The sequence below is a fragment of the Azorhizophilus paspali genome (assembly GCF_043587585.2).
Lineage (GTDB): Bacteria > Pseudomonadota > Gammaproteobacteria > Pseudomonadales > Pseudomonadaceae > Azotobacter > Azotobacter paspali.
Genome location: NZ_CP171449.1, coordinates 4,332,825 through 4,351,174 on the forward strand (window position 1 = coordinate 4,332,825; position 18,350 = coordinate 4,351,174).

At 62.3% G+C, this 18,350-nt stretch carries 17 protein-coding genes and 2 pseudogenes; 15 read left to right on the forward strand and 4 right to left on the reverse strand.

Going from position 1 to position 18,350, the window contains the following annotated elements; translation table 11 throughout:
* Positions 1 to 30 precede the first annotated feature (30 nt).
* Positions 31 to 603 (reverse strand): electron transport complex subunit RsxA, encoded by a 573-nt coding sequence (rsxA, locus tag ACGI6K_RS21140; RefSeq protein WP_376948331.1) that lies wholly within the window; start codon positions 601 to 603, stop codon positions 31 to 33.
* 424 nt (positions 604 to 1,027) lie between these two features.
* On the opposite strand from rsxA, the gene nifL reads away from it, so the two are divergent.
* The 8 genes from nifL (at position 1,028) to grxD (ending at position 8,031) form a co-directional block, all read left to right on the forward strand.
* On the forward strand, positions 1,028 to 2,587 hold the full coding sequence (gene nifL, locus ACGI6K_RS21145; RefSeq protein ID WP_376948329.1) for a nitrogen fixation negative regulator NifL: 1,560 nt from the start codon (positions 1,028 to 1,030) through the stop codon (positions 2,585 to 2,587).
* A 19-nt stretch (positions 2,588 to 2,606) separates the two neighbouring features.
* Positions 2,607 to 4,175 carry a nif-specific transcriptional activator NifA gene (nifA, locus tag ACGI6K_RS21150; RefSeq protein WP_376948327.1) on the forward strand — a complete coding sequence of 523 codons (1,569 nt, stop codon included), beginning with the start codon at positions 2,607 to 2,609 and terminating at the stop codon, positions 4,173 to 4,175.
* Between the two features lie 284 nt (positions 4,176 to 4,459).
* A complete protein-coding gene (gene nifB, locus ACGI6K_RS21155) occupies positions 4,460 to 5,971 on the forward strand; it encodes a nitrogenase cofactor biosynthesis protein NifB (protein WP_376948324.1) in 1,512 nt (503 codons plus the stop codon).
* A 41-nt stretch (positions 5,972 to 6,012) separates the two neighbouring features.
* The gene (locus ACGI6K_RS21160; RefSeq protein ID WP_376948322.1) at positions 6,013 to 6,291 is read left to right on the forward strand and encodes a 4Fe-4S binding protein; all 279 of its coding nucleotides are present in this window, start codon (positions 6,013 to 6,015) and stop codon (positions 6,289 to 6,291) included.
* A gap of 11 nt (positions 6,292 to 6,302) precedes the next feature.
* Entirely contained in the window at positions 6,303 to 6,746 is a 444-nt protein-coding gene (locus ACGI6K_RS21165; protein ID WP_376948320.1) for an ArsC/Spx/MgsR family protein, read from the forward strand.
* Positions 6,746 to 7,333 carry a nitrogen fixation protein NifQ gene (locus tag ACGI6K_RS21170; protein ID WP_376948318.1) on the forward strand — a complete coding sequence of 196 codons (588 nt, stop codon included), beginning with the start codon at positions 6,746 to 6,748 and terminating at the stop codon, positions 7,331 to 7,333. The genes ACGI6K_RS21165 and ACGI6K_RS21170 overlap by 1 nt, the downstream gene beginning before the upstream one ends.
* On the forward strand, positions 7,330 to 7,692 hold the full coding sequence (locus tag ACGI6K_RS21175) for a rhodanese-like domain-containing protein (protein ID WP_376948316.1): 363 nt from the start codon (positions 7,330 to 7,332) through the stop codon (positions 7,690 to 7,692). The genes ACGI6K_RS21170 and ACGI6K_RS21175 overlap by 4 nt, the downstream gene beginning before the upstream one ends.
* A gap of 18 nt (positions 7,693 to 7,710) precedes the next feature.
* Positions 7,711 to 8,031: a Grx4 family monothiol glutaredoxin gene (gene grxD / locus ACGI6K_RS21180; protein ID WP_376948371.1), complete on the forward strand. Its 321-nt coding sequence runs from the start codon at positions 7,711 to 7,713 to the stop codon at positions 8,029 to 8,031.
* A 294-nt stretch (positions 8,032 to 8,325) separates the two neighbouring features.
* Here grxD and ACGI6K_RS21185 read toward each other — a convergent pair.
* Positions 8,326 to 9,290 (reverse strand): annotated as a pseudogene (locus tag ACGI6K_RS21185) (integron integrase).
* A 157-nt stretch (positions 9,291 to 9,447) separates the two neighbouring features.
* On the opposite strand from ACGI6K_RS21185, the gene ACGI6K_RS21190 reads away from it, so the two are divergent.
* Positions 9,448 to 10,254, forward strand: coding sequence for a S1 family peptidase (locus ACGI6K_RS21190; RefSeq protein WP_376948314.1), 807 nt, complete (start codon positions 9,448 to 9,450; stop codon positions 10,252 to 10,254).
* A 611-nt stretch (positions 10,255 to 10,865) separates the two neighbouring features.
* Here the strand turns inward: ACGI6K_RS21190 and ACGI6K_RS21195 are convergent.
* Positions 10,866 to 11,102, reverse strand: a pseudogene (locus tag ACGI6K_RS21195) (IS110 family transposase); the annotation flags it as partial.
* Between the two features lie 142 nt (positions 11,103 to 11,244).
* Between ACGI6K_RS21195 and ACGI6K_RS21200 the strand changes: the two are divergent.
* On the forward strand, positions 11,245 to 11,550 hold the full coding sequence (locus ACGI6K_RS21200) for a hypothetical protein (RefSeq protein WP_376948312.1): 306 nt from the start codon (positions 11,245 to 11,247) through the stop codon (positions 11,548 to 11,550).
* 520 nt (positions 11,551 to 12,070) lie between these two features.
* A complete protein-coding gene (locus ACGI6K_RS21205) occupies positions 12,071 to 12,544 on the forward strand; it encodes an AAA family ATPase (RefSeq protein ID WP_376948310.1) in 474 nt (157 codons plus the stop codon).
* Positions 12,545 to 12,846: 302 nt separating this feature from the next.
* Here the strand turns inward: ACGI6K_RS21205 and norR are convergent, their stop codons facing one another.
* On the reverse strand, positions 12,847 to 14,391 hold the full coding sequence (gene norR / locus ACGI6K_RS21210) for a nitric oxide reductase transcriptional regulator NorR (protein ID WP_376948308.1): 1,545 nt from the start codon (positions 14,389 to 14,391) through the stop codon (positions 12,847 to 12,849).
* 169 nt (positions 14,392 to 14,560) lie between these two features.
* Between norR and hmpA the strand changes: the two genes are divergently transcribed.
* From hmpA to ACGI6K_RS21230, 4 genes are all read left to right on the forward strand, one after another.
* On the forward strand, positions 14,561 to 15,742 hold the full coding sequence (gene hmpA / locus ACGI6K_RS21215) for an NO-inducible flavohemoprotein (RefSeq protein WP_376948306.1): 1,182 nt from the start codon (positions 14,561 to 14,563) through the stop codon (positions 15,740 to 15,742).
* 221 nt (positions 15,743 to 15,963) lie between these two features.
* Positions 15,964 to 17,052, forward strand: a complete 1,089-nt coding sequence (locus ACGI6K_RS21220) for a CBS domain-containing protein (RefSeq protein ID WP_435576102.1) — start codon at positions 15,964 to 15,966, stop codon at positions 17,050 to 17,052.
* Between the two features lie 117 nt (positions 17,053 to 17,169).
* On the forward strand, positions 17,170 to 17,484 hold the full coding sequence (locus ACGI6K_RS21225) for a hypothetical protein (RefSeq protein WP_376948302.1): 315 nt from the start codon (positions 17,170 to 17,172) through the stop codon (positions 17,482 to 17,484).
* An 8-nt stretch (positions 17,485 to 17,492) separates the two neighbouring features.
* Positions 17,493 to 18,332 (forward strand): IS5 family transposase, encoded by an 840-nt coding sequence (locus ACGI6K_RS21230; RefSeq protein WP_435576103.1) that lies wholly within the window; start codon positions 17,493 to 17,495, stop codon positions 18,330 to 18,332.
* Positions 18,333 to 18,350 lie beyond the last annotated feature (18 nt).

Sequence of the window (18,350 nt, forward strand, 5' to 3'; positions counted from 1 at the left end):
GCCGGTCGTGCCGGCCGTCCAGTGTCAGAATCAGATCAGGCCGCCGAAGCCCATGAAGGCCAGCGCCAGCAGGCCGGCGGTGACGAAGGCGATCGGCGGGCCGGAAAAGGCAGCCGGCACATTGGCCAGGGCCAGACGCTCGCGCAGACCGGCGAAAATGATCATGATCAGCGAGAAGCCCAGGCCCGAGCCCAGGCCGAACAGCACGGCCATGGTCAGGTCGTGGCCTTCGCGCACGCTGAGCAGCGGTACGCCGAGCACCGCGCAGTTGGTGGTGATCAGCGGTAGGTAGATGCCCAGCGAGCGGTACAGCGACGGGCTGCCTTTGCGGATGATCATCTCGATCAACTGCACCATGCCGGCGATGACCACGATATAGGCGAGGATGCGGATGAAACCGATGCCCAGCGGCAGCAGCACGTAGTGCTCGAGCAGCCAACTGCTGGCGCCACCGAGACCCATGACCAGGGTGGTGGCCACGGCCAGGCCGATCGAAGGATCGAGCTTGCTCGACACGCCCATGAACGGACACAGGCCAAGAAAGCCCACCAGCACCACGTTGTGAACCAACACGGTGCCCAATAGAAACAGAACGTATTCCATAAGCGACCTCACCTGCTCGGCTAAACCTTGTCGATGCGCCTTTGTCGTGCGCACTCTTTATGCCGAAGGTCCTGCATCAAGCATGCCAGCGCTCAAAATTTGCACAGGCGTATCGCGGGAGCCCCTCTAAAATTGACCTGAATCAACAAATAGCTTCGGTACGCCAGCCGCCTATCCACCCGGCGGCCCCGGTTTTGTAAGGTTTGTGACAGCTCGTTAAAGAGCTTGCCGCCCGGCTTGTGCGCTTTCGCACAGCTAGAAGGCACCACCCCGAAAATCCATGTTTCGAGGTTTTCCGAGCAATTCGGCGCCCCCAGACGATTAAGGTGCGGCACAAGATTTGCTAATCTTCTTCCAGGCCCAACACGCCCCTCCGGCGGACGCAGCCGCGCTCGCCGATTTTCTTGGATAGACGAGGCACAGCATGACCCCGGCCAACCCGACCCTGAGCAACGAGCCGCAAGCGCCTCACGCCGAGAGCGACGAGCTGCTTCCCGAGATCTTTCGCCAGACGGTGGAGCATGCGCCCATCGCCATTTCCATCACCGACCTCAAGGCCAACATTCTTTACGCCAATCGCGCTTTCCGTACCATCACCGGCTACGGCAGTGAGGAAGTGCTCGGCAAGAACGAATCGATCCTCTCCAACGGCACCACGCCGCGCCTGGTCTACCAGGCCCTGTGGGGCCGGCTGGCACAGAAGAAGCCCTGGTCCGGCGTGCTGGTCAACCGCCGCAAGGACAAAACCCTGTACCTGGCCGAACTGACCGTGGCGCCGGTGCTCAACGAGGCCGGCGAGACCATCTACTACCTGGGCATGCACCGCGACACCAGCGAATTGCACGAACTGGAACAACGCGTCAACAACCAGCGCCTGATGATCGAGGCGGTGGTCAACGCCGCCCCAGCGGCGATGGTGGTGCTCGACCGCCAACACCGGGTGATGCTCTCCAACCCAAGCTTCTGCCGCCTGGCCCGCGACCTGGTCGAGGATGGCAGCAGCGAGAGCCTGGTGGCGCTGCTGCGGGAAAACCTCGCCGCCCCCTTCGAGACACTGGAGAACCAGGGCAGCGCCTTCTCCGGCAAGGAGATCTCCTTCGACCTGGGCGGCCGCTCGCCACGCTGGCTTTCCTGCCACGGCCGCGCCATCCACATCGAGAACGAACAGGCCCACGTGTTCTTCACGCCCACCGAGGAACGCTACCTGCTGCTGACCATCAACGACATCTCCGAGCTGCGCCAGAAGCAGCAGGATTCGCGGCTCAACGCGCTGAAGGCACTGATGGCCGAGGAAGAGCTGGTGGAAGGCATGCGCGAGACCTTCAACGCCGCCATCCATCGCCTGCAGGGCCCGGTCAACCTGATCAGCGCGGCGATGCGCATGCTCGAACGGCGCCTCGGCGACAAGGCCGGCAACGACCCGGTGCTGAACGCCATGCGCGAAGCCAGCACGGCCGGAATGGAGGCACTGGAGAACCTCAGTGGCTCCATTCCGGTGCGCATGGCCGAGTCCAAGATGCCGGTCAACCTCAACCAGTTGATCCGCGAGGTGATCACCCTGTGTACCGACCAGTTGCTGGCCCAGGGCATCGTCGTCGACTGGCAGCCAGCGCTGCGCCTGCCTTGGGTGATGGGCGGGGAAAGCAGCCTGCGCAGCATGATCAAGCACCTGGTCGACAACGCCATCGAATCCATGAGCCAGAACCAAGTCAGCCGCCGCGAGCTGTTCATCAGCACCCGCGTGGAGAACCACCTAGTGCGCATGGAGATCACCGACAGCGGCCCGGGCATTCCGCCCGACCTGGTGCTGAAGGTGTTCGAGCCGTTCTTCAGCACCAAGCCGCCACACCGCGTCGGGCGCGGCATGGGCCTACCAGTGGTGCAGGAGATCGTCGCCAAGCATGCCGGCATGGTGCATGTAGACACCGACCATCGCGAAGGCTGCCGGATCGTCGTCGAGCTGCCCTTCTCGGCCTCCACTTGAACAGCGACAGGGAATGCCCATGAATGCAACCATCCCTCAGCGCTCGGCCAAACAGAACCCGGTCGAACTCTATGACCTGCAACTGCAGGCCTTGGCGGGCATCGCCCGCACGCTCAGCCGCGAACAACAGATCGACGAATTGCTCGAACAGGTCCTGGCCATACTGCACAATGATCTCGGCCTGCTGCATGGCCTGGTGACCATTTCCGATCCGGAACACGGCGCCCTGCAGATCGGCGCCATCCACACCGATTCGGAAGCGGTGGCCCAGGCCTGCGAAGGCGTGCGCTACAGAAGCGGCGAAGGCGTGATCGGCAACGTGCTCAAGCACGGCAACAGCGTGGTGCTCGGGCGTATTTCCGCCGACCCACGCTTTCTCGACCGCCTGGCGCTGTACGACCTGGAAATGCCGTTCATCGCCGTGCCGATCAAGAACCCCGAGGGCAACACCATCGGCGTGCTGGCGGCCCAGCCGGACTGCCGCGCCGACGAACACATGCCCGCGCGCACGCGCCTTCTGGAGATCGTCGCCAATCTGCTGGCGCAGACCGTGCGCCTGGTGGTGAACATCGAGGATGGCCGCGACGCGGCCGACGAGCGCGACGAACTGCGTCGCGAGGTGCGCGGCAAGTACGGCTTCGAGAACATGGTAGTGGGCCACACCCCCACCATGCGCCGGGTGTTCGACCAGATCCGCCGAGTCGCCAAGTGGAACAGCACCGTACTGGTCCTCGGCGAGTCCGGCACCGGCAAGGAGCTGATCGCCAGCGCCATCCACTACAACTCGCCGCGCGCCCACCGCTCCTTCGTGCGCCTGAACTGCGCCGCGCTGCCGGAAACCCTGCTCGAATCCGAACTCTTCGGCCATGAGAAGGGCGCCTTCACCGGCGCGGTGAAGCAGCGCAAGGGGCGTTTCGAGCAGGCCGACGGCGGCACCCTGTTCCTCGACGAGATCGGCGAGATCTCGCCGATGTTCCAGGCCAAGCTGCTGCGCGTGCTGCAGGAGGGCGAGTTCGAGCGGGTCGGCGGCAACCAGACGGTGCGGGTCAACGTGCGCATCGTCGCCGCCACCAACCGCGACCTGGAAAGCGAGGTGGAAAAGGGCAAGTTCCGCGAGGACCTCTACTACCGCCTGAACGTCATGGCCATCCGCATTCCGCCACTGCGCGAACGCACCGCCGACATTCCCGAGCTGGCGGAATTTTTGCTCAGCAAGATCGGCCGCCAGCAGGGCCGCCCGCTGACCATCACCGACAGCGCCATCCGCCTGCTGATGAGTCACCGCTGGCCGGGCAACGTGCGCGAACTGGAGAACTGCCTGGAGCGCTCGGCGATCATGAGCGAGGACGGCACCATCACCCGCGACGTGGTCTCGCTGACCGGGGTCGACAACGAGAGCCCGCCGCTCGCCGCGCCGCTGCCCGAGGTCAACCTGGCCGACGAGACCCTGGACGACCGCGAACGGGTGATCGCCGCCCTCGAACAGGCCGGCTGGGTGCAGGCCAAGGCCGCACGGCTGCTGGGCATGACGCCGCGGCAGATCGCCTACCGCATCCAGACTCTCAACATCCACATGCGCAAGATTTGACAGGACCCTCCGGCAATGGATGGCCGGCTCCTCCCCCCTCTCCGCTCTCCCCGCCCCCTCGTCCGCTACGGGCGTCCGTCCACGACGGACATCGCCTCCTACTCCCGCCACATTGCTTGTCGCTTGTCGTACAGAAGCGCGCGAAGGACGGTGCGGATTTGTCCGTTGCGCGACAAATTCGGCCCCTGGTTTTCAAATAAATCATTCAAAAACAATTACTTGAATAATCGGCACGGGTATTGCTCGGCTCTTGGGGTAAAGACTCTCTCAGCCGGAGACAGAACATGGAACTGAGCGTACTTGGGCAAAACAATGGGGGACAGCACAGCGCTGGCGGCTGTTCCTCAAGTAGCTGCGGCAGCACGCACGATCAGCTCTCCCACCTGCCGGAAAACATTCGCGCGAAGGTGCAGAACCATCCGTGCTATTCGGAAGAGGCGCACCACTATTTCGCGCGCATGCACGTGGCGGTGGCGCCTGCCTGCAACATCCAGTGCCATTACTGCAACCGCAAGTACGACTGCGCCAACGAGTCGCGTCCGGGCGTGGTGTCCGAAGTACTGACCCCCGAGCAGGCGGTCAAGAAGGTCAAGGCCGTGGCCGCCGCCATCCCGCAGATGAGCGTGCTCGGCATCGCCGGCCCCGGCGACCCCCTGGCCAACCCGAAGCGCACCTTCGACACCTTCCGCATGCTCAGCGAGCAGGCCCCGGACATCAAGCTGTGCGTTTCCACCAACGGCCTGGCCCTGCCGGAGTGCGTCGAGGAACTGGCCAAGCACAACATCGACCACGTCACCATCACCATCAACTGCGTGGACCCGGAGATCGGCGCCAAGATCTATCCGTGGATCTACTGGAACAACAAGCGCATCCGCGGCGTCAAGGCCGCCAAGATCCTCATCGAGCAGCAGCAGAAGGGTCTGGAGATGTTGGTGGCGCGCGGCATCCTGGTGAAGGTCAACTCGGTGATGATCCCCGGCGTCAACGACGAGCACTTGAAGGAAGTCAGCAAGATCGTCAAGGCCAAGGGCGCCTTCCTGCACAACGTCATGCCGCTGATCGCCGAGCCCGAGCACGGCACCTTCTACGGCGTGATGGGCCAGCGCAGCCCCGAGCCGGAAGAACTGCAGGACCTGCAGGACGCCTGCGCCGGCGACATGAACATGATGCGCCACTGCCGCCAGTGCCGCGCCGATGCGGTCGGCATGCTCGGCGAGGACCGCGGCGACGAGTTCACCCTGGACAAGATCGAGTCGATGGAAATCGATTACGAGGCGGCGATGGTCAAGCGCGCCGCCATCCACGCGGCGATCAAGGAAGAGCTGGACGAGAAGGCGGCGAAGAAGGAACGGCTGGCTGGCCTGTCCGTTGCATCCGTCCAGAACGGCACGAGCGGTCGCCACCGTCCGGTGCTGATGGCCGTGGCCACCAGCGGCGGCGGTCTGATCAACCAGCACTTCGGGCACGCCACCGAGTTCCTGGTGTACGAAGCCTCGCCGTCCGGAGTGCGCTTCATCGGCCATCGCCGGGTCGACCAGTACTGCGTCGGCAACGACACCTGCGGCGAGAAGGAAAGTGCACTCGCCGGCAGCATCCGTGCCCTGAAGGGATGCGAGGCGGTGCTCTGCTCGAAGATCGGTTTCGAGCCCTGGAGCGATCTGGAGACCGCCGGCATCCAGCCCAATGGCGAGCACGCCATGGAGCCCATCGAGGAAGCGGTCATGGCGGTCTACCGGGAAATGATCGAGTCGGGGCGACTGGAGAATGACGGAGCCCTGCTGCAGGCCAAGGCCTGAGCGGGCAGCGAAACAATTCGAGGATTGCGTGGAGGTGCGTGATGGCGCTGAAAATTGTGGAATCCTGTGTCAATTGTTGGGCATGTGTCGATGTCTGTCCGAGCGAGGCGATCTCCCTGACCGGCCCGCACTTCGAGATCAGTGCGAGCAAGTGCACCGAGTGTGACGGGGACTACGCGGAGAAGCAGTGCGCGAGCATCTGTCCGGTCGAGGGCGCCATCCTGCTCGCCGACGGCATGCCAGCAAACCCGCCTGGTTCGCTGACCGGGATTCCCCCGGAGCGTCTGGCCGAAGCCATGCGCGAAATCCAGGCCCGGTAAGGAGAGCCGCCATGAACAGCACCAGCATCGTCTTCTACGAGAAGCCCGGCTGTGCCACCAACCGCCTGCAGAAGCAGTTGTTGCGTTCGGCCGGTCTGCACTTGGAGGTCCGCAACCTGCTCAGCGAACCCTGGACGCCCGAGCGCCTGCGCCCCTTCTTCGGCGATCGGCCGGTGGTCGAATGGTTCAACCGCTCGGCACCGGCGATCAAGTACGGAGAACTGGACCCCACCCAACTGAGCGCTAGCCAGGCGCTCGAGCTGATGCTGGCTCACCCAATCCTGATCCGCCGCCCGCTGATCCACTACGGCTCGCAGTACATGGCCGGCTTCGATCTGGTCAAGCTGTGTACCCACCTGCCCGCCAAGAACGACCTGCCCGACGCCGGCGAGGACCTCGAAAAGCGCTCGGTCGGGCAGAACCCGATCGGCTGCCTGGCAGCGGGGAACCAGTGATGGGCAGCGCCGCGGCCCATCGGCGGGACACCACCCAAGCCGTGCGTCATGATAGAGCCAACCACTTTTGGCTGGAGCGCATCGTCCGCTCCCAGCGCGACGGCCTGAGCTGCCTGCCGTTCCATCTGGGCCTCGACGAGCAGAGCTATGCCGAGCTGATCCGCACCCATTTTCCCGAGCTGGCCGGCCAGACCAGCGCCAGCCTGGGCTCGCTGGCCCACGAATGCAGCGAGCTGCGCGAAGACCTGCTGGAAATGCGCCGCGACGAATGGGAGGAACTGCGCGTCCTGTTGCTGGACGGCCGCCGCGGCGGCGACCCCGAAGAGATCTGGATGGCGAGCATCGTCGCCGCTGCCTGCCTGGGTGGCGACCACCTATGGCGCGATCTGGGACTCGAGAGCCGCGAGACGCTGAGGGTCCTGCTGATGCATAATTTCCCCCGCCTCGCCGAGCGCAACGTGAAAAACATGCGCTGGAAGAAGTTTTTCTACAAGCAACTGTGCGAACAGGATGGCGGCTACATCTGCCGCTCCCCCAGTTGCGAGCAGTGCCCGTCTCATCACGATTGTTTTGGAGCAGAGATATGACCCGATTCTCCCGCATCGCCGCCGAGCAGGCAGAGGCCCTGCTGGCCGGCCAAGACAGCGTCATGCTGCTGGACACCCGTGATGCCCGCGCCTATTGTCAGGGGCACGATCCGCGCGCCATCCATCTCAACGACCTGAACCTGCGTACCCTGCTGAAGGTCACGCCGAAGCAGGTGCACCTGCTTTTCTGTTGCGAAGATGGCACCACCAGCCCGGACATGGCGCGTCTGTTCAGCGAATTCGGCTTCATCAATTGCTACAGCCTGGAGGGTGGCTACGCCGCTTGGAAGGCCAGGCCGCAACAGGTGGCCAGAACACATGCCGCCCGTGCGCGGCACGCCGCCACCCTGCTGGGATAGGAGAGAACCATGCAAGTACTGGATACCGAAGCACGCATTCGCAAGCAGATCGCCGAAAACCCGGTGATCCTCTATATGAAAGGCACCCCCGCGGCGCCGGAATGCGGCTTTTCCCGCGCTGCCGTCGGCGCCCTCAGCAAGGTCGGCAAGCCCTTCGCCTACGTCAACGTGCTGACCGCCCCGCATATCCGCGAGAAGCTGCCGAAGCTCTTCCAGTGGCCCACCTTTCCCCAGTTGTTCGTCAACGGCGAATTGATCGGTGGCAGCGACATCATCCTGGAAATGGAAGCCGACGGCAGCCTGAAGGAACTGTTGGAAAAGGCCGTCCCGCAAGCGTAACGCCTTGATCGTTCCCACGCTCCCGCGTGGGAACGCCCATTCAGACGCTCCGGCATCCGTGCAGTTGGGCTGCAAAGAGCTCCACCACCACTTACCAAGTAATTACCATCACAGCATTTGATCTGGCCCACCCTGAGACGCAAAGCGTCGCCCGTCCTGCTCCCACACAGGAATGGAGCTATCAAGAATACCTCTCCTAACGGCCCGGCGAACCCTGTTCCCATAAATGGATAAAGCGATCCGGGCAGCAGCCTGGGTGAAATTGACTCACTCGAACTGGCGACAAGAAAACGTTCAAGAACGGTCCAACGGACTTAACACACCTAGAACGCCCCGGCTGAGCACATGAGTGTAGATCGTGGTGGTCTTCACATCCGCATGGCCCAGCAACTCCTGTACGGTACGGATATCCTGCCCGCTCTCCAGCAGATGGGTAGCGAAACAATGGCGCAATGTATATGGCGTGGCCGGCTTGACAATTCCCGCCTGCCGCACGGCGATCTTGAAAGTTCGCTGCACCCGCTTTTCGTCCATGTGATGGCGGCGTTTGATGCCAGTCCGGGGATCGATCGAACGGCCTGGCGCCGGAAAAATATATTACCACCCCCACTCCTTCGCAGCGTTCGGATATTTGCGTGCCAAGGCGAACGTAGGTAAACCTCGCCAAAACCTTCGGCGAGATTGCGCTCGTGCAAAGCCCTCACACAGGCGAGATGTCGTTCCAGCGATTGACTCAACCGGTTCGGCAGCAAGGTGACGCGATCCTTCATACCTTTGCCGTCCCGGACCAGAACTTCGCCACGCGCGAAATCCACATCTTTCACTCGCAGACGCATCGCTTCCATAAGGCGTAAACCCGAGCCGTACAATAGCCCTGTAACCAACGCCAGTTCACCCTCGAAACAGGCCAGCAGCCTCTGTGTTTCCTCGCGGGACAGGACAACCGGCAAGCGTTCGGGCCGCTTGGCGCGAACCACATCGTTCAGCCAGGGAAGATCGCTGGCCAGGACATGCTTATAAAGAAACAACAGAGCAGCCAGTGCCTGACTCTGCGTGGATGCCGAAACATTCAAATCCATGGCGAGATGCGACAGGAATCGCTCGACCTCGGCTACACCCATCTCTGCCGGATGACGCAGTCGATGATAACGAATGAAATCCCGTACCCACTTGACGTAAGCTGTCTCGGTACGGATCGAATAATGACGAATACGGATTTGCTCACGCAGCCGGTCCAACAACCTGGGCTTGCCATCCATGGTGTATAACTCCCTCGAAGGAAACCAGCCTCCTGCTGAAGGCCGCAGCCTACAAGGGCTCCGCCGGTTTCGGCAAGGGAACGTTATGCACCAGATGGTGTGTTTGTTCACACTATTTGGTGTCGAATAGTAGTTATGCAAAGGCTCAAGTATCTGTATGCATAAAGAGATTTACGAAAACATTCAGAGATGCTGCGGCTATGTCACTGTCGTTCTTGACGACGAGGTTATTAGCCAGGGTACTTGTTTTGCATTTACGTCAGATGGCGAAGTCCTTACCGCAGCACACGTGGTAACTGGAAGAGTACCAATAGTACACAAAGACTATTCAGATCCTAATGCAAAAATATTTATCAAGTTCGCAGGAAGACCTGTGCTTGAATATAGAGTTTCTTTTTGCAGCTTAAATATCCAATGCGCTGCCTTTACTGAAATAATACAATTTGATATTGCCGCACTTGCACCAAAAGAAAAGCAAGGCGAAGCATTTCCTTATTTGCCCGCAAGGATAATTTCGCCAAGCCTAGGGCAGCAAGTATTTATTTCAGGCTTCTCTGATGATCTTTCTTTACCATTTAACATTGATAGAATTGCAAAAAAAGATTTCCCCGGAATACAAGATTTTCTTTCCGTAATGAAGAAGGGCTACATGGCCGATATGATGGGGCCATTAATCAAAAGAGCTGCTGTTGGCAACCATAGAAAAATTATCGCAGAAGATTCGAGCCAGAACATCACCGTAGAAGTTGATCTATTCTATTTGGATAATGGTGTTAATAGTGGTGCCAGTGGTGGCCCAGTGGTTAACGAAGATGGTCAGGCTATCGGAGTTATATCGCAGCGAGCAGTTACTAGTGCCAGTCAAAAATCCGCGCCAGACCTTAAAGTTCCTGCTGGGGCAACAATAGCTTTATCTTTGCACCCTATGAATGCAATTCATCAAATCATGAAGAAAAATGCATAACAAATGGTTCAAATCGTTCGCTCCGCTCACTGGGACGGGCTAGAGCCCGCCCCTTACCCAAACGTTAGGCATTATCAATCCAAGTCGAAAGGAAAATCACATGTGGATTGTAATTATAGTAATAGCCGTAGTAACGGTCTGGCTTATCGCTGGCGCAGTTTCGCAGGGCAACAGCGCTCCAACATCCGAACCTTTCAATAAGTGTGCTGGATGCCGCCGCCTTGATGCTTGGTGGAATTCATTGGACGCATGGGGAAAGCTCCTTGGAGCCGCCTGGTATGCACTCCAGAAAGCTGGGTGCGTAATCATGGGCTGCAACTAAGTAACCCGCGGATGCCTAAGGAAATCCTTATATGGACGCCTCCCGGAACTCAAGAGGTAGGCCAGCTGGCATTCAGGTAGGAGCAGTCTTATATCCGGCCTATGTGCGCAGGCCGAAAAACCTGCTGGCCCTGATGGAATCAGCCGACGAGGCCCTCATCTGAAAATCGAGCTGAGGGCAGCGCCCATGGCTCATATTCCTTACCAGGTTTACCCCGTCACGGTCTGAGCTGTTCCGCCATCACATGCTTACCGCTTGCGCTCCTTGTGAAGCCTGTTGGTTAGTGTTTTCAATGCTCCGCAGGACATGCGCTAAAGCGTTTCGCCCGGTACGGAGAGCCCTTGGCCAGCATGGCCCACAGGGTTCGGGCCAGTTTATTGGCCAATGCGGCAACCGCCACGTTGTAAGGCCGCCTGGCCAGCAAGCGCTCAAGCCACCCGGATTTCTGGCTTCTGGCGAGGATCGAGCGGGCCCCGTGCATCAACAACATCCGCAGATAGCTGTCGCCTCGCTTGCTCCACCCCAGCAAGTGGAGTAGACAACGGCGTAGCCTTGTCTACCACCGTATCCGGTGGGTAATCGCTACGCGAGTTACCCACCCTACTCGCTACCCGCCTGCCGCAGAAACGGTTCGTCCGTTCTATGTCGGCATAGGACAAGGAGATCGCATGTTTGCCCACGAGCGCGAAGCCGAGAACTCGGCTAGCAGCAGTGCGAAGGCAACAATAATCCGAGAGATTCGTTCGCGGGGCGACGAGATCGTGCGGTACATAGACGGCTTCTTTACCTCAAGTCCGTGGCATCGCGAGCAGGAACTTATCTCTGAGTTTGGGCTGTTAAAGGACGACACTGGAGTTCTCGCAAACGAGCAGGCATATTCGCCATCAGCCCTGGAAAGCGGTGTCGAGCTTCGAAAGTACGCGAGCGACGGTAATGCGTTACCGGCGAATTTCTTAAAGAGAATGTGCGCTTAGTGGTAGGCCCCAAGAGGCCACGCAACCCGATGAGCGTCTACGGAAAGATCTACGCGGTCTTGGAGTTAAATCCAAGAGTTACCGGAGCTCAACTGGTGGAACTCCTGCTGGCTGTCGACTTCTCAGAGAACAAGACCCCTTATTCGTCTACGGGCCAGGTGAGTCGGCCCTGGCTTGCCAAGTACATCGATGGAGGTTTCTATGCCAAGAATCTCTGCATACAAGAGGCGCCGTAGTGTCGAGGCCTAACAAGCAGTTGCAACGGACGGTATTAGGGGCATCACGGCGCACCGCCGCTGAACTGCGGCGTTAGGTCTGCACCAACCACCACGTGGGAGCCGTATGAAAAAGATCGCAGCAGTCCTTCTGTCTTATCCGCATGCGCAAGCAGCTATAGCCAGCAAGTAGGGTAGACAATGGCATGGCCTTGTCTACCACTGCTCCCGGTGGGTACGCTACGCGAGTTAAGTTAACACTCTACTCGTCAGGATTACCGTTACCTACTGCCAGACTTTCAGCCATGCATATAAATCCCGATCATTTCCTTGAAACCGCTAATGGCCGACTATTCACATACGAACGAAACAATGAAGCATGGAAATGCTCGTACAGAGCCTTTCATCAAGCACTGGCTCATGCCGACCCAGATACCGAGGTTTATGTGCTTGTCGGCGCACAAGGTTCCGGTAAAAGTACATGGGCTGCCCGACTCGATAGCGACCGTGCAAAAGTCATTATTTTCGATGCGCTTCTTATCAAATATAGGGAACGTATACCTATCCTTGCCGCCGCCGAATCGAAACGATTGAAAACCATCGCGGTTTGGTTCAGGACGCCGTTGGAGGTCTGCCTAGCTCGAAATGCTGCAAGAGCAGCGGACGAGCTTGTGCCCGAACAGGCGGTGAGAAATGTCTACGCGGCCATTGAGCCACCTACCCGAGCCGAGGGATTCGAGCGGGTGATCGAAGTATATTCCGTCGAGGCCGACTCCTGATCTGCCCTGCGCGGGTTCGGGGCACTGTTTTCCGGGGTGTTCGGCAACCCCGGCCGGTCGTTTCGATTGATTACCGGGGCGTCCATGCTCCCCCGACTTGTCACGGCATACCGCCGCTGAAGGGCACCTCTAAAAACGTAGGCGAGCGAGGCAGTCAGCGCAAGGCAAAAACAGGCGAAAAAGCAAGTAGGGTAGACAACGGCGTAGCCTTGTCTACCACCGTATCCGGTGGGTAATCGCTACGCGAGTTACCCACCCTACTCGCTGAAATCGAACGCTAGCCACGCAACCCGACAGTCCCCTTACCGCAACCCCAACCGCCGCGCCAGCCGATGCAGGTTGGCGCGGTCCAGGCCAAGCGCGCGGGCGGCGGCGGCCCAGTTGTGGCCATGGGCTTCGAGGGCGGCGAGGATGCGTTCGCGCTGGAAGCGTTCCACCGCCTGACGCAGATCGCCGCTCGCTGCAGCCAAGGCGGTGGCGGCCGCAGGCGCTTCGCCATCCGCCGTGCCCGGCAGATCCAGCAGTTCCGGGCTTATGCTGAGAATCCGCCGCGGCCCGCCGCCGGCCATGGCGCGCAGCGCGGCGCGGCCGATCAGGTGTTCCAGTTCGCGCACGTTGCCCGGCCAGTCGTAGGCGAGCAGCGCCGCCTGGGCTTCGGCGCTCAGGCGCAGTCCGCGCAGGCCGAGCCGGGCGCGGTTCTCCTCGAGAAAGAAGCCGGCCAGCAACAGCACGTCGCGGCCACGCTCGCGCAGCGGCGGCACCGGCAGCGGATAGACGCTGAGGCGGTGGTAGAGGTCGGCGCGAAAGCGTCCGGCACGCACCTCGCCGGCCAGGTCGCGGTTGGTGGCGGCGATCACCCGTACATCCACCCGGTGCTCGCGGTCGGAGCCAACCCGCTGCAACTGGCCGCTCTGCAATACCCGCAGCAGCTTGGCCTGCACCGCCAGCGGCAGTTCGCCGACCTCGTCGAGGAACAGCGTGCCGCCGTCGGCCAGTTCGAACTTGCCGCTGCGCTCGCTCACCGCCCCAGAAAAGGCGCCGCGCACATGGCCGAACAGCTCGCTCTCCACCAGGGTATCGGGCAGCGCCGCGCAGTTCAGGCTGATCAGCGGCTTGTGGGCGCGCGCCGAAGCGGCATGGATAGCCTGCGCCACCAGTTCCTTGCCGACCCCGGTCTCGCCGCTGACCAGCACGCTCAGGTCGCTGCCGGCGACCACCGCGATTTCCTCGAGCAGGCGCCGGTGGGCGCGGCTCTGGCCGATCAGTTCGTGGCTGCCCTGGCGATCGACGGCTTCGCGGTAGGCCTGCATCAGTCGCTCGTCGCGCTCGGCGCGGCGGGTCAGCGCGCTGATCCGCTCGCCGACCTGCACGGTGGCGGCGGCCAGGCTGGCGAAAGCCTCCAGACTGGCCAGGTCGACGCCATCGAAGCGCGCCGGGTCCAGGGCGTCGAGGGTCAGCAAACCCCAGGGGCGTTCGTCCAGGTACAGCGGGCAGCCGAGGCAGTCGTGGACCTGCAGTTGGTTGGACAGCCCCTCCACGAGGCCATCGTAGGGGTCCGGCAGGCTGCAGTCGCTGGCGAAGCGGGTGGCGCCTCGGTGCGCCAGCAGCGCTCGCAGGCGCGGCTGCTCGTCGAGACGGAAGCGCCGGCCCAGGGTGTCCGCGCTCAGCCCGTCCACCGCCAGCGGCACCAAGGTGTCGCCGTCCAGGCGCAGCAGCGCCGCGGCGTCGGCCGGCAGCAGCCGGCGCAGGGCGCCGAGCAGGCGCCGGTAGCGTTCGGCCTCGGGCAATTCGCGGGTCAGGTCGGCGACCAGTGGGAGGAAAGCGTCGAGCAGCGGGGCTGTAGTCATTCGGATAACGAGCTGTCTTATTGACAACTAATTACCATAGTCGAAACGACTGCAACAGGCAACCGGCCAGCGATTTCCGGGGCCTGCGTGCCTGGCACGAAACCTGAACAAGATTACCCATCTTTCGCGACCGAACGGCCGCGCCCATTGCACGCCACAGGAGTCACCCATGCTGACCGAGCAACAACGCGCCATCGTCAAGGCCACAATCCCGCTGCTGGAAACCGGTGGCGAGGCGCTGACCAGCCACTTCTACCGGACCATGCTCACCGAACACCCGGAAGTGCGCCCGCTGTTCAACCAGGCTCACCAGGCCAGTGGTGAGCAGCCGCGGGCGCTGGCCAACGCGGTGCTGATGTACGCCCGGCACATCGACCGCCTGGAGGCGCTCGGCCCGCTGGTGGCGCAGATCGTCAACAAGCACGTGTCCCTGCAGGTGCTGCCGGAGCACTACCCGATCGTCGGCGCCTGCCTGCTGCGCGCCATCCGCGAGGTGCTCGGCGCGGAAACCGCCACCGATGCGGTGCTCGACGCCTGGGGCGCGGCCTACGGGATGCTCGCCGGGCTGCTGATCGGCGCCGAGGAAGCCGCCTATGCCGCCGGCGCCGCGGCACCGGGCGGCTGGCGCAGCGCGCGGGCGTTCCGCGTGGCGCGCCGGGTGGTGGAAAGCGAGGAAATCGTTTCCTTTCACCTGCGCCCGGAAGACGGCGGCGCGCTGCCGGCCTTCCGGCCCGGCCAGTACATCGGCCTGCGCCTGGTGCTCGACGGCGAGGAGGTGCGCCGCAACTACTCGCTGTCGGCGGCGCCGAACAGCGAGGAATACCGCATCAGCGTCAAGCTCCACGCTACCGGCCGGGTCTCCCGCCACCTGCACGAACGGGTCCGCGAAGGCGACCGCCTGGAACTTTTCCCGCCGGCCGGTGAGTTCGTCCTGAACGATTCGGACAAGCCGCTGGTGCTGATCGGCGCCGGCGTCGGCGTCACCCCGCTACTGGCCATGCTGGAGGCGGCGCTGCCCGGCGGCCGGCCGATCCGCTTCATCCACTGCGCGCGGCACGCGGGCGTACAGGCCTTCCGCCAGCAAGTCGAGGCACTGGCCGGACGGCATCCGCAGCTCAAGGCGTTCTTCTGCTACAGCACGCCGCGCGCCGGGGACCGCGCCGACGCCAGTGGCCGGCTCGACGCACAGCGCCTGGCCGCCTGGCTGCCGGCGGAACGCGATCTGGACGCCTATTTCCTCGGCCCGAAGTCCTTCATGGCTCAAGTGAAGCGCCAGTTGCGCGAACTTGGCGTACCGCAGGAACAGTGCCACTACGAGTTCTTCGGCCCGGCACAGGCGCTGGAAGCGTAATTTCCCCTGCCCACCGGGCCGCGCCGAAAGAACGGCCCGGACCCTGCGTCGGCGAAGGGAATCGCCGGTCTTGCAGCAAGGAAATTACCGCGAACCAGCAAATTTATGCGGCTGCGTCGCCAAGGCGTGTCATCGATATTCCTCCTCGTTGTAAACGATCGTTGGCACGCCCCGGTCTGCCGCCAGCGATACCGTCCTCCAACCCCGACACGCGCCGCCGCATGCCCGACAAGACCCTCTCCCGGCTGAAAACCCTGCTTCCCGCGCTGCCGCTCGCCGCTCCCCGGGAATGGCTGCGCAGCGCGACCGGCATCTGCCTGGTCGTGGCAGCGACCCTCGCTGGCGATCTCTGGCTGTTCGACGCCGACCTCGTGCTGTACTTGGCGCCGCCGATCGCCGCCAGTTCGGTGCTGCTGCTCGCCGCTTCTTCCAGCCCCTTCGCCCGTCTGGCCGATACTCGCCGGCAACCTGCTGAGCGCATCGATCGGCATCCTGCGGGGCTTGAGCGGATTGGCCCCGGTCCCGGCCGCCGGGCTGGGCGCCGCCTTGGCGCTGACCGGCATGTTCGGCCTGCGCTGCCTGCATCCGCCGAGCTACGCCCTGGCCTTGGCGGTCATCTTCAACCGGCCGTGCTGCTGCCGGTCGCTTTCAACTCGCTGATGCTGCTCGGCCTGGCGCACGGCTTCAACCGCCTGACCCGCCCGCCTCGCGACGAGCCACTTCGGGAAAATCCCCATCAGACCCGCGATCCGCTTCGAGCCGCGCCGCGCCGCGCGACCCTCGACGCGGCCCTGGAAGACTTCGGCGAATACCTCGACATCACCCGCGAGAATCTGGAACGACTGATCCGTCTGCTGGAGCAAAACGGCTTCCGCCACAGCCTGGGCCAGGTCGTCGCGGCCGACATCATGTCCCGCGACCTGCGCTGGGCCACCCCGGACACCTCCTTCGAAGACGCCTGGAAGCTTTTGCGCGACCACCGCCTGCAGCAGTTGCCGGTGATCGACGGCGCCTCTCGTCGCCTGCTCGGCATCGTCGAGCGTAGCGACCTGCTCGAACGCTCCCGCCTCGGCTTCGCCTGGCCGGCCTTCGGGCGCCCCGCTCGCTCCGGCATCGGCTCGGTGATGGGCGCGCCGACAGTCGTGGCGCACCGGGACAGCCATTTGGCCGAGCTGGCCTTGCCGCTCTCCGAGCAGGGCCTGCACTGCCTGCCGGTGGTGAACGACGATGCGCGCCTGGTCGGCCTGGTCACCCAGACCGACCTGATCGCCGCGCTGTACCGGCTCTGGCTAAAACAGTTGCTGGCCTGAGGGGCGCCGCGCGTCGCCACTCCGAGAACGCTGCCGGGGCGCGCTGGACAGGGCCGAGCCCTCCCCCTCTAGAGTGCCCCCTCTGCCGACGCCCGGTCGGCGCAGCGGACTCTTTCCATGACTCGACAACCCTTTCTCGGCGACAGTTGCCAGCCGGCGCAGATCGCCCAGCGGAGCGAAGACATGGGAGTCGCCAAGGCCCGCGTCGACACCCTCACCCTGCTGGTGCTCGCCGGCACCTTCATCGGCGGCAGCGGCGAGGCGGCCGCCGCGCACGATTTCCAGGAAGGTGCGGGCAGCATCGATATCCATCGCTACCTTGGCTCGACGGTCTACAGGAAGAAACGGGCGGCCGCCCAGACAGCGGGCCGGGAAATATTAGGTTCTGTACGAAAAATCCGAGCAGGTAGACTCGGTGCCATGACAGGCTGAAGACCCGCATGGCAAGGCGTTATGAACTCCCTGATGCCGCTTGGGAACTGATCGCAGATCTGGTTTTTCCCGAACAGAAAATGGGGCGACCTCGCAGTGATGACCGATTGATGCTTAACGGCATCTTCTGGATCCTGTGCTCAGGCGCAGCTTGGCGCGACCTGCCAAAGCGATTCGGCCCATGCTCGACGGTGTATCAGCGCTTTCGTGACTGGCGGGACGATGACACGTTCGACCCGATACTTGAGCGTTTGCACATTCGCCTGAATCAGGAAGGCCTGATCGATCTGGATACCTGGATGATCGATTCCACGGCAGTACGAGCAACCCGAACCTCTTCTGGCGCCGGGAAAAAAGGGGCCAGAAGAGCCGGTAGATCATGCATTGAGGCACAGCCAAGGTGGCCTGACCACCAAGATCCACAGGGTCTGCGATGCCAACGGTATGCCTTTGCGCTTTTTGCTGTCGCCAGGGCAGGCCAGCGACATCTCGAATGCTCAGGCACTCCTGGATTAGGTTCGCATCCCCGGCAAACAAGGCCGTCCTCGCAAGCGCTGTCGTTGGTTAGTGGCAGACAAGGGCTACGATGCCGAGCATCTACGCCAACACTGCGACCGCTACCGGATGCAGCCTGTGATTCCGCTGCGCACCATGAAGCACAAGCCCAAGTCGGGACTGCCCCGGCTGTTCGACCGCCCAAATACCGGCAACGGAACATCATCGAGCGGATGTTCGGCTGGCTGAAGGAGAGCTGTAGGATCGGCACTCGCTATGACAAGCTGGCAAGAAGTTTTGCCGCCATGATCACGCTGCCGTGCCTACGGCAGTACTTTTCGTACAGAACCTAGGACCCGCGGCAGCTCCGA

Coding starts and splice junctions, on each gene's coding strand:
- rsxA (WP_376948331.1), bottom strand. CDS start 603: ATGGAATACGTTCTGTTTCTATTGGGCACCGTGTTGGTTCACAACGTG.
- nifL (WP_376948329.1), top strand. CDS start 1,028: ATGACCCCGGCCAACCCGACCCTGAGCAACGAGCCGCAAGCGCCTCAC.
- nifA (WP_376948327.1), top strand. CDS start 2,607: ATGAATGCAACCATCCCTCAGCGCTCGGCCAAACAGAACCCGGTCGAA.
- nifB (WP_376948324.1), top strand. CDS start 4,460: ATGGAACTGAGCGTACTTGGGCAAAACAATGGGGGACAGCACAGCGCT.
- ACGI6K_RS21160 (WP_376948322.1), top strand. CDS start 6,013: ATGGCGCTGAAAATTGTGGAATCCTGTGTCAATTGTTGGGCATGTGTC.
- ACGI6K_RS21165 (WP_376948320.1), top strand. CDS start 6,303: ATGAACAGCACCAGCATCGTCTTCTACGAGAAGCCCGGCTGTGCCACC.
- ACGI6K_RS21170 (WP_376948318.1), top strand. CDS start 6,746: ATGGGCAGCGCCGCGGCCCATCGGCGGGACACCACCCAAGCCGTGCGT.
- ACGI6K_RS21175 (WP_376948316.1), top strand. CDS start 7,330: ATGACCCGATTCTCCCGCATCGCCGCCGAGCAGGCAGAGGCCCTGCTG.
- ACGI6K_RS21190 (WP_376948314.1), top strand. CDS start 9,448: ATGCATAAAGAGATTTACGAAAACATTCAGAGATGCTGCGGCTATGTC.
- ACGI6K_RS21200 (WP_376948312.1), top strand. CDS start 11,245: ATGTTTGCCCACGAGCGCGAAGCCGAGAACTCGGCTAGCAGCAGTGCG.
- ACGI6K_RS21205 (WP_376948310.1), top strand. CDS start 12,071: ATGCATATAAATCCCGATCATTTCCTTGAAACCGCTAATGGCCGACTA.
- norR (WP_376948308.1), bottom strand. CDS start 14,391: ATGACTACAGCCCCGCTGCTCGACGCTTTCCTCCCACTGGTCGCCGAC.
- hmpA (WP_376948306.1), top strand. CDS start 14,561: ATGCTGACCGAGCAACAACGCGCCATCGTCAAGGCCACAATCCCGCTG.
- ACGI6K_RS21220 (WP_435576102.1), top strand. CDS start 15,964: ATGCCCGACAAGACCCTCTCCCGGCTGAAAACCCTGCTTCCCGCGCTG.
- ACGI6K_RS21225 (WP_376948302.1), top strand. CDS start 17,170: ATGACTCGACAACCCTTTCTCGGCGACAGTTGCCAGCCGGCGCAGATC.
- ACGI6K_RS21230 (WP_435576103.1), top strand. CDS start 17,493: ATGGCAAGGCGTTATGAACTCCCTGATGCCGCTTGGGAACTGATCGCA.